The organism is Kitasatospora sp. NPDC056181 (assembly GCF_042266225.1).
Taxonomy (GTDB): domain Bacteria; phylum Actinomycetota; class Actinomycetes; order Streptomycetales; family Streptomycetaceae; genus Kitasatospora.
The window spans coordinates 1-9,996 of sequence record NZ_JBHJUK010000230.1 but is presented as its reverse complement, the minus strand read 5'-3'; the positions used below and the strand labels follow the sequence as shown (position 1 = coordinate 9,996).

The window sequence follows — 9,996 nt, the reverse complement described above, 5'->3', positions numbered from 1 at the left end:
GTTACATTCCGAACCCGGAAGCTAAGCCTCACAGCGCCGATGGTACTGCAGGGGGGACCCTGTGGGAGAGTAGGACGCCGCCGAACAATCATTCAAGAGAAGCCCCCGCCGGGAACCGGACGGGGGCTTCTCTGTTGTAGGGTCAACATGCAAAGTCGTCACACGGTAACAGGAGGCCCCCGGGTGGAGGTCCAGGAGACGCGGGTCCAGACCGATCGCGTCCTCACCATCCCCAACCTGCTGAGCATGGGCCGGCTGGTCGGCGTTCCGCTCTTCCTCTGGCTGATCCTCTGGCCGGTGTTCGGCGGGCCGAACAATGACGGCTGGGCGCTGCTGATTCTGATGCTGAGCGGCATCAGCGACTACCTGGACGGAAAGCTCGCCCGCAGGTGGGGGCAGATCAGCCGGGTCGGCCAGCTGCTCGACCCGCTGGCGGACCGCCTCTACGTGCTGTCCACCCTGGTCGGCCTGACGTGGCGTGAGATCCTGCCGTGGTGGCTCACCGCGATCCTGTTGGCCCGTGAGCTGTTTATCGCGGCGCTGCTTCCCATTCTCAACCGGCACGGCTACGGGCCGTTGCAGGTGAGTTTCCTGGGGAAGGCCGCGACTTTCAACCTGATGTACGCGTTCCCGCTTCTGCTGCTCGGCACCGGGGACAGCTGGATCGCACGGCCGGCCGAGGTCGTCAGCTGGGCCTTCATCTGGTGGGGGACCACGCTCTACTGGTGGGCCGCCATTCTTTACGCGGTGCAGGCGCGGCAGATCGTCAGGGGCGTCTCGGCCTCGCCCGCGTCCACAGTCTGAGACGTGATCTGAGAGAAGTCCCACGGCGGCCCGGTGCGTCGGACGATATCTTCCGGGTAGAGAACCTCTGGAACGGTTTGATGGACCTGCAGGTCCACCACCGCGAAGGAGGACGCACCCGTAATGAAAGCCGTTGTAATGGCAGGGGGCGAAGGCACCCGACTCCGCCCGATGACCTCCAGCATGCCGAAGCCGCTGCTTCCCGTGGCCAACCGCCCGATCATGGAGCACGTGCTGCGGCTGCTGAAGCGGCACGGCCTCTCCGACACCGTCGTCACCGTCCAGTTCCTGGCCTCGCTGGTCAAGAACTACTTCGGTGACGGCGAAGAGTTGGGTATGCATCTGACATATGCGAACGAGGAGACGCCACTCGGCACTGCGGGGAGTGTCAAGAACGCCGAGGACGCGCTCAAGGACGACTCCTTTCTGGTGATCTCCGGGGACGCGCTGACCGACTTCGATCTCTCGGAATTGATCGAGTTTCACCGTAGTAAGAACGCACTGGTCACCGTCTGTCTCACCCGGGTACCGAATCCACTGGAGTTCGGCATCACGATCACCGACGACGAGGGACGCGTCGAACGCTTCCTGGAGAAGCCGACCTGGGGGCAGGTCTTCTCCGACACGGTGAACACCGGGATCTACGTCATGGAGCCCGAGGTCTTCGACTACGTGGCGGCGGGCGAGTCCGTCGACTGGTCGAGTGACGTGTTCCCGCAGCTGCTCAAGGAGGGCAAGCGGGTCTTCGGGTACGTGGCCGAGGGCTACTGGGAGGACGTGGGCACCCACGAGAGCTACGGCAAGGCCCAGGCGGACGTCCTGGAGGGCAAGGTCGACGTCGAGATCGACGGGTTCGAGATCTCGCCCGGCGTCTGGGTGGCCGAGGGGGCCGAGGTGGACCCGGAGGCGGTGCTCCGCGGGCCGCTCTACATCGGGGACTACGCCAAGGTCGAGGCCGGCGTGGAGATCCGCGAGCACACCGTGCTCGGCAGCAACGTCGTGGTGAAGCGGGGTGCCTTCCTGCACAAGGCCGTCATCCACGACAACGTCTACATCGGCCCGCAGAGCAATCTGCGGGGCTGTGTCGTGGGCAAGAACACCGACGTGATGCGGGCCGCGCGGATCGAGGACGGCGCCGTCATCGGGGACGAGTGCCTGATCGGCGAGGAGTCGATCATCGCGGCCAACGTCCGGGTCTACCCGTTCAAGACCATCGAGGCCGGCGCCGTCGTGAACACGTCGGTGATCTGGGAGTCCCGCGGCCAGGAGCACCTCTTCGGGCTGCGCGGGGTCTCGGGCATCCTCAACGTTGAGATCACGCCGGAGCTGGCCGTGCGGCTGGCGGGCGCGTACGCGACCACCCTGAAGAAGGGGGCGACCGTCACCATCGCGCGTGACCACTCGCGTGGTGCGCGTGCACTCAAACGGGCGATGATCTCGGCACTGCAGACCAGCGCGATCGACGTCCGCGACCTGGAGAACGTGCCGATGCCGGTCGCCCGGCAGCACACCGCGCGGGGCAGCGCCGGCGGGATCTTCCTGCGGACCACGCCCGGAGTGCCGGACTCGTTGGACATCCTCTTCTTCGACGAGCGCGGCGCCGACCTCTCGCAGGCCGGCCAGCGGAAGCTGGACCGCGTGTACGCGCGTCAGGAGTACCGGCGCGCGTTCCCTGGCGAGATCGGGGACCTGACCTTCCCGTCGAGCGTGTTCGACTCGTACGCGGGCAACCTGCTGAGGACCATCGACACCACGGGTGTCCGCGAGGCCGGGCTGAAGGTGGTCGTGGACACCGCTCACGGCAGTGCCGGGCTCGTCCTGCCGAGCATCCTCGGCCGGCTCGGGGTGGAGGCGCTCACCGTCTCCAGCGGGCTGGACGAGGCGCGGCCGACCGAGGACGCGGAGGAACGCCGGGCTGGGCTGGCGAGGCTGGGTGCGCTGGTGGCCTCCTCCCGGGCGGCCTTCGGCGTGCGCTTCGACCCCGTGGGCGAGCGGGTGGCCTTCGTGGACGAGCTCGGCCGGGTGATCGACGACGACCGGGCGTTGCTGGTGCTGCTCGACCTGGTCGCGGCCGAGCGCCGCAGCGGGCAGGTGGCGCTGCCGGTGACCACCACCCGCATCGCCGAGCAGGTCGCGGCGTACCACGGCACCCAGGTCATCTGGACCACGACCACGCCGGACGACCTGGCCAAGGCGGCCGCCGCCGAGGGCACGGTGTTCGGCGGGGACGGGCGCGGCGGCTTCGTCGTCCCCGAGTTCAGCGGCGTGCTGGACGGGGCGGCGGCGTTCGTGCGACTGGTCGGGCTGGTGGCCCGCACCCAGCTCACCCTGAGCCAGATCGACGCGCGGATCCCGCAGGCGCACATCCGCCGGAGGGACATCGCGACGCCGTGGGCGGCGAAGGGCATGGTCATGCGCTCGGTGGTGGAGGCGGCCGGCAGCCGGCGGCTCGACACCACGGACGGCGTCCGGGTGGTCGAGGCGGACGGGCGGTGGACGCTGGTCCTGCCGGACCCGGCGGAGGCGGTCACCCACCTCTGGGCGGAGGGCCCGGACGACGAGGCGACCGAGGCGCTGCTGGACGAGTGGGCGGCGGTGGTCGACGGCGCCGGGCGCTGAGCAGGGGACGACCACGGGGTGACCGTAACGGTGCCCGGGGAGGGCGGGGCGGTCGGTGAGTGCCGATCCGCCCCGCCCTCCTGCCCGCTCACCCCCCTGCCCGTTCAGGCCGTGTCCGTTCACCACGTGTCCGTTTTGGAGGCCTTGGTGGTGATCCGTCGCTTCTGGTGAGTGTGCAGTTCAGGGGGTGTGCACGGGCCCCTCCGCCGACGTGGGACGATGGTCCGCATGCCAGCGACGCCGACGCCGAGTGCCAGCAACGGACGGTACGACCGTCCGGATGCCTCGATGTCCTTGCTGACCAACGTGATGGACCACGGTCTGGACGAGGGTTACGCCGAGGCGGCCGCGGCACGGGGCGGGGACCGCGACAGCCGGATACCCGGCACGCTCCGGGGTCTGATGACGCTCGGGGCCGGGCTGGCCCTCGTCGGGGCGGTGGTGACGGTCGGCGCGGTGAACGCGCACAAGGCCGAGCCGACGCTGGCCAAGGAGCGCGACGCGCTGATCCACCGGATCAACGACAGCAACGGGTCCGCGGACCGGCTCCAGAAGCAGGTGCAGGACCTGCGGCGGAAGGTCGACAGTACGCAGCAGCAGGCGCTGCCCTCGGGGGACGGGGACGCGGGGGACCTGGCCGGCTTGGTCGGCCTGGCCGAGGTGACCGGCCCGGGCATCAAGCTCGTCCTGGAGGACGCGGCCGGGACCGGGACCGGCGGGAACGTCGATCCGCGCGCCGGGCAGGGGTTCTCCAACAGCGGCCGGCTTCGTGACCGGGACCTCCAGCTGGTGGTGAACGGACTCTGGGTCTCCGGGGCCGAGGCCATCTCGATCAACGGGCAGCGGCTCACCGCGCTCTCGGCGATCCGTGCGGCGGGTGAGGCGGTGCTGGTGGACAACCGGCCGCTCGTTCCGCCGTACAACGTGCAGGCGCTCGGGGACGGGCCCAAGCTGGTCGGCGCCTTCGAGAGCAACATGGCGGGCCAGTACCTGCGTCTGTTGCAGGAGAAGTACGGCATCAAGTCGACGCTCTCCGCACAGAAGAAGCTGACGCTGCCCGCGGCGGTGGGCGTCACCCTGCGAACCGCCCAGCCCGCCACGCCGGAGGCCTCGCCGTCGGCGAGCCCGACCGCCGCCGCGACGCCGTCCGCCACCGCATCCGCCACGGCGTCCGCCGACGGGTCGGAGAGCCCCGCGGCGGGCTCGTCGTCGTCGGCCACGCCGAAGACGACGAGTTCGGGGAAGCGCACGCCGACCGGCTCCGCCAAGACCACCACAGCCCACTCGCCCACGGCGACCACGAGCGGGTCGCCCTCCGCAGGGACAGGAGCAGCTAGACCGTGATTGCCGTACTGGGTCTCGTGATCGGGGTGGTCGTCGGACTCTTCGTCCAGCCCGAGGTGCCGGACGCCGTCGTGCCGTACCTGCCGATCGCGGTGGTCGCGGCGCTCGACGCCGTGTTCGGCGGTGTCCGGGCGATGCTGGACGGGATCTTCAACGACAAGGTGTTCATCGTCTCGTTCCTCTCCAACGTGGTGGTCGCGGCGCTGATCGTCTTCCTCGGGGACCAGCTGGGCGTCGGCTCGCAGCTGTCCACCGGTGTGGTCGTCGTCCTCGGCATCCGCATCTTCTCCAACGCCGCTGCGATCAGGCGCCATGTCTTCCGCGCCTGAGCCGGGCCGCGAGGAGGCGGCGAAGGAGAAGACGGTGGCCGGACCGGCGGCAGGCGCCGTGCGGGAGAGCGACGGCGGGCGGGAGACGGGGACGGAGGCGCAGACGCCGCTCCGGAAGCCTGTCGTGCCCACGGGTCGTGAGCCCGTCGCGCCTGCCGGGCCCGCCAGGCCCGCCAGGCCCGCCGAACCGGTGGAGCAGGTGGAGCCGTCCGAGGAGAAGCTGACGGCGGAGGCGACGGAATCGTCCGAGAAGGCGGTCCCGGGGGCCGAGGAGGCTCCGCCGGCGCCGACCGGGGCGCGGGAGAAGCCGGCGGGGCGGCCTGAGGCCGGGGCGCCGGAGCCCGTGCCGGCATCTGCCGAGGACCCCGAGCCCGAGCCGGCAGCCGAGTCGAAGGCGGTCGAGCCGGACGCCGACGAGTCCGTAGCCGGGCCGAAGGCGGTCGAGCCCGAGGTCAAGGCGGTCGAGGCCGCGGCCGCTGAGCCGGAGCCCGAGGCGGCGAAGCCCGAGCCCGAGCCGAAGGCGGTCGAACCCGAGGCAGCCGAGGTCGGGCCCGAGGTCAAGGCGGTCGAGCCCGAAGCCGACGAGCCCGTGCCCGCCCCGCCCGTCGTGGACCGCGGTGCGGGCCGGCGTCGGCTGAAGGCGGCGCTCTGGCCGCCGCGGCTGTCGCGCGGCCAGCTGGTGGTGGCGCTGCTGCTGTTCTCGCTCGGACTGGCCCTGGCGATCCAGGTCCGCTCGACCAACGACCACCACAGCCAGCTGCGGGGCGCGCGCCAGGAGGATCTCGTCCGGATCCTCGACGAACTGGACGGCCGTCAGCAGCGTCTCCAACAGGAGAGGGCGGAGCTCGAGCAGTCCCTGGCCAAGTTGGAGAACAGTTCCAACCAGGCCAAGGAGGCCCAGGAACAGACCAGGAAGAAGGTGACGGAGCTTGGCGTGCTGGCGGGAACCGTCAAAGCCACTGGTCCGGGCATCGTACTCACGGTCGATGATCCCCAAGGGCAGGTGAAGGCGGATATGCTGCTGGACACCCTGCAGGAACTCCGAGCGGCGGGGGCGGAGGCGATTCAGATCAACGATGTGCGCGTGGTGGTCAACACCTACTTCACGGACGTGTCCGGAGGCGGTGTGCAGATCGACGGCAAGAAGGTCTCGCAGCCCTATCGCTTCACCGTCGTGGGGAACCCGCAGGACCTCACACCCGCGCTGAACATCCCGGGAGGTGTGGTCCGTACCCTGGAGAGTCACCAGGCCCGGGCGACCATCTCCCAGCAGCAGAAGGTGATCGTCGACGCCCTCGTCGATCTGAAGACGCCGCAGTACGCCAAGCCGGCCACGAAGTGACGGGCCACCTGCCGAACGGCCCGTCACCTGCGAGCGGCCCCCGGTGCGGGAGGCCGCCGTCACGTGGGCGAGACTGGTCCACACCAGCACATGCCGGAGCACCACACGTCGGAGTACCACTCCAGCCGGCCCGGTCCGAGACCGGGCCCGCAACCTGTCCGAGGTTCTCACCCTGCCCCGCGGGCGGGTCTGTCACACGCAAGGGGATTCGCCCGTGAGTTTCTTCTCGAAGTTGTTCGGTCGTAACAAGGGCCGTGACGCGGCTGCCGTCGAGGCACCCACCGCGCGTCACCGCCGCGCCGACGAAGAGCCCGCCGTGCCGGGCATGCGCCCCGCCCCCGAGGGCGTGGAGTACGCCGAGCGGCCGCTGTTCCGGGACGGCGCCAACCAGGAGTTCGCCGGGAATCCGGCGGGCTACGGCGCGTCGGTTGACCCCTCCGGTGCCCCGCGCATAGGTTTCCCGTCAGGACCCTCAACCTCTGGTGGAGGGTTTGCTCCGGACCCGTACGCCGGGCACAACCCGTCGGGTGTGCCGCGCCAGGAGGCTGTGAACATGGCTGGCCCCACTCCGTGCCCCAGGTGCGGCAACCAGAACCCGGCCGCGGCCCGCTTCTGTTCCAACTGCGGTACCGCCCTGCGCGGTGGCGTGCTGCCCGAGGGGGCGGCCGAGACCACCTCGACCATCTCGATCTCCGGCCTGGAGTCGTACGACCCCAACACCACGACCGGCACCGGCGCCACGCCGGCCCTGTCGGCCGAGGTGCTGGCGGCGATCGACGCGCTGCCGCCGGGCTCGGCCCTGCTGATCGTCCAGCGCGGCCCGAACTCGGGTAGCCGGTTCCTGCTGGACTCGGACAAGACGACGGCCGGCCGTCACCCGCAGGGCGAGATCTTCCTCGACGACGTCACCGTCTCGCGCAAGCACGTGGAGTTCCGCCGGACGCCCGGCGGCGGCTTCACCGTCGCCGACGTGGGCAGCCTCAACGGCACCTACGTCAACCGGGAGCGGATCGACGAGGTGGCGCTGAACAACGGCGACGAGGTGCAGATCGGGAAGTACCGGCTGGTGTTCTTCGCCAGCCACCACCGGGGGTACTGAAACCAACGTCGGCGGGAGCCCGAGTGAGTACGAATACCCCTTCATCTCTCGGGGCGGCCACCCCCGTGTCGTTCGGTCCGCAGGCGGACCAGGGCGCGCGGGGGGTGGTCGCGGCCCCCAGGCAGCCGGTCCGTCCGGACCGGCCGGCAGGGGGCGGCCGACGGCGCGGCGGCGACGAGCTGCTGAGCATCGGCGCGGTGCTGGCCTTCCTGCGGGACGACTTCCCCGAGGTCACCATCTCGAAGATCAGGTTCCTGGAGGCGGAAGGCCTCGTCGAGCCGCAGCGCACGCCCTCGGGGTACCGCAAGTTCAGCCCGGCCGACGTCGAGCGGCTGGCCTACGTGCTGCGGATGCAGCGCGACCACTACCTGCCGCTGCGGGTGATCCGCGAGCACCTGGACGCCATGGAGCGCGGCGAGAGCCCGCCCGCGCTGCCCGCCCCCGAGGCCCGGCCCGGGCCGCTGGAGGAGGCGGACCGCGAGCTGGTGGTCGGCGCCGAGACCTCGGCCGGGGTCCGGCTGGGCCGGGCCGAGCTGCTGGCCGCCGCCGAGGCCGGCGAGCCGGAGCTGGCCGAGTGGGAGTCGTACGGGCTGGTCGCGGCCGGGCCGGACGGCGGCTACGACGGCGAGGCGCTGCAGGTCGCCAGGCTGGTCGCGGAGCTGGGCCGCTACGGGCTGGAGCCGCGTCACCTGCGGGCCATGAAGGCGGCCGCCGACCGCGAGATCGCGCTCGTCGAGCAGGTGGTGGCGCCGCTGCGCCGGCACCGGAACCCACAGACCAGGGCGCACGCCGAGGCCACCGCGCGGGAGCTCGCGACGCTTTCCGTCCGGCTGCACGCGGCGATGGTCCAGGCCGGGCTGCGGACCCGTACCTGACCGGCCGACCCCGCTGACCAGCGCGGTCGGCCCTGCGCTTTCATATCCGGGTCAAGGGCCATAGGGTTGCCTGTGTGAATGAGCTCGACGTCGTGGGTGTCCGGGTGGAGATGCCTTCCAACCAGCCGATCGTGCTGCTCCGGGAGGTCGGGGGCGACCGCTACCTGCCGATCTGGATCGGCCCCGGCGAGGCGACCGCGATCGCCTTCGCCCAGCAGGGCATGACGCCGGTGCGCCCGCTGACGCACGACCTCTTCAAGGACGTCCTGGAGGCGCTCGGCCAGCAGCTCACCGAGGTCCGGATCACCGACCTGCGGGAGGGCGTCTTCTACGCCGAGCTGGTCTTCGCGGGCGGGGTCGAGGTGAGCGCGCGGCCGTCCGACGCGATAGCGCTGGCGCTGCGCACCGGTACGCCGATCTACGGCAGCGAGGAGGTGCTCGCCGAGGCGGGCATCGCGATCCCGGACGAGCAGGAGGACGAGGTCGAGAAGTTCCGCGAGTTCCTCGACCAGGTCTCGCCCGAGGACTTCGGCGGCGGCGCGCCGCAGTAGCCGGCCGCGTACGGAGTGCGTCAGCGGGACGTCGTGCGGGATGCCGTGAACGGCGGCGGCCCGTGCGGCTTTGGCGATTTTGCCAAAAAGCGTCTACCTACCCACACTAGGGGCACGAAAAACCACTCTCCCGAGTGACGTGGTTTGTCCGGCCCGGCGTGGCGATCGTTGACGGGTCATAGGGGACTGCCTACCGTCAGGAGTGGCTGCCCGGGTGCCCGTCACCCGCAGTCTTGGGTTGCCCGCAGGACGAGTGGACGGAGGTAGGCATGACCGGCACCGGCGATGAAGCGGCCGCTGGAGGCCTGTGCGCCGTGCACGTGCCGCGCACCGCCCGCAGCGTGACCGACCTGTCGCGGACGGAGCTGCCCCGGGTGGGCCGGTTCCCGGCCGTGCAGCCCGGTCAGCCCGCCATCGAGCGGCTGACGCCCACCTCGGAGCTGATCGGCTATCGCGGGCCGACGGCTTGCGCCGCGGCTGGGATCACGTACCGCCAGCTGGACTACTGGGCCCGGACGGGGCTGCTGGAACCCAGCGTCCGCTCGGTCTACCCGGCGAGCAGTCACCGGTTGTACAGCTTCCGCGACATCCTGCTGCTGAAGATCGTGAAGCGGCTGCTGGACGCGGGCGTCTCGCTGCAGAACATCCGGGTGGCGGTCGCCCATCTGCAGTCCCCCGAGGTCACCGACCCGGCCGGGCTGACGCTGATGTGCGACGGCGCCACGGTGTACGAGTGCACCACGCCGCAGCAGGTGGTGGACCTGCTGAAGGGCGGTCAGGGGGTCTTCGGCATCGCGGTCGGCGCGGTCTGGCAGGAGCTGGAGCTGACCCTCGGGCGGCTGCACGCCGAGCGCACCGACACCGGCGAGACGGTGGTCGGCCACGACCCGGGCGACGAGCTGGCGCAGCGCCGCAACCGGGCGGTCTGACCGGCGTACTGACGAGGCCGCGGGGCCCGGCCGGGGACCCTACCGGGCCCCCGCCCCCGGGGGGGGGGTGGTCCCAAAAGGGGGGGTGGTGCTGGGTAGTATAA

9 protein-coding genes and 1 rRNA gene are annotated in these 9,996 nt (G+C 70.9%); all 10 read left to right on the top strand.

Annotated elements, in window-relative coordinates:
* Positions 1-86 (top strand): 5S ribosomal RNA (gene rrf / locus ACFC1F_RS41120); the annotation flags it as partial.
* A 97-nt stretch (positions 87-183) separates the two neighbouring features.
* Positions 184-804: a CDP-alcohol phosphatidyltransferase family protein gene (locus ACFC1F_RS41115; protein WP_209412600.1), complete on the top strand. Its 621-nt coding sequence runs from the start codon at positions 184-186 to the stop codon at positions 802-804.
* 123 nt (positions 805-927) lie between these two features.
* Positions 928-3,423 (top strand): mannose-1-phosphate guanyltransferase, encoded by a 2,496-nt coding sequence (locus tag ACFC1F_RS41110; protein WP_209412599.1) that lies wholly within the window; start codon positions 928-930, stop codon positions 3,421-3,423.
* A 228-nt stretch (positions 3,424-3,651) separates the two neighbouring features.
* Positions 3,652-4,767, top strand: a complete 1,116-nt coding sequence (locus ACFC1F_RS41105) for a DUF881 domain-containing protein (protein ID WP_376166643.1) — start codon at positions 3,652-3,654, stop codon at positions 4,765-4,767.
* Entirely contained in the window at positions 4,764-5,096 is a 333-nt protein-coding gene (locus tag ACFC1F_RS41100; protein WP_030062488.1) for a small basic family protein, read from the top strand. Before ACFC1F_RS41105 ends, ACFC1F_RS41100 begins: the two co-directional genes overlap by 4 nt.
* A 190-nt stretch (positions 5,097-5,286) precedes the next feature.
* Positions 5,287-6,438, top strand: a complete 1,152-nt coding sequence (locus ACFC1F_RS41095; protein WP_376166641.1) for a DUF881 domain-containing protein — start codon at positions 5,287-5,289, stop codon at positions 6,436-6,438.
* A gap of 214 nt (positions 6,439-6,652) precedes the next feature.
* Positions 6,653-7,537, top strand: coding sequence for an FHA domain-containing protein (locus ACFC1F_RS41090; protein WP_209412597.1), 885 nt, complete (start codon positions 6,653-6,655; stop codon positions 7,535-7,537).
* A gap of 182 nt (positions 7,538-7,719) precedes the next feature.
* Positions 7,720-8,412, top strand: a complete 693-nt coding sequence (locus tag ACFC1F_RS41085) for a MerR family transcriptional regulator (RefSeq protein WP_376166646.1) — start codon at positions 7,720-7,722, stop codon at positions 8,410-8,412.
* Between the two features lie 74 nt (positions 8,413-8,486).
* Positions 8,487-8,963 (top strand): bifunctional nuclease family protein, encoded by a 477-nt coding sequence (locus tag ACFC1F_RS41080; RefSeq protein WP_148641491.1) that lies wholly within the window; start codon positions 8,487-8,489, stop codon positions 8,961-8,963.
* Positions 8,964-9,232: 269 nt separating this feature from the next.
* The gene (locus tag ACFC1F_RS41075; RefSeq protein WP_209412596.1) at positions 9,233-9,892 is read left to right on the top strand and encodes a MerR family transcriptional regulator; all 660 of its coding nucleotides are present in this window, start codon (positions 9,233-9,235) and stop codon (positions 9,890-9,892) included.
* Positions 9,893-9,996 lie beyond the last annotated feature (104 nt).

Excerpts from the sequence above, each read along its gene's own strand:
- ACFC1F_RS41075 (WP_209412596.1), top strand. The coding sequence starts at position 9,233 with ATGACCGGCACCGGCGATGAAGCGGCCGCTGGAGGCCTGTGCGCCGTG.
- ACFC1F_RS41105 (WP_376166643.1), top strand. The coding sequence starts at position 3,652 with ATGCCAGCGACGCCGACGCCGAGTGCCAGCAACGGACGGTACGACCGT.
- ACFC1F_RS41110 (WP_209412599.1), top strand. The coding sequence starts at position 928 with ATGAAAGCCGTTGTAATGGCAGGGGGCGAAGGCACCCGACTCCGCCCG.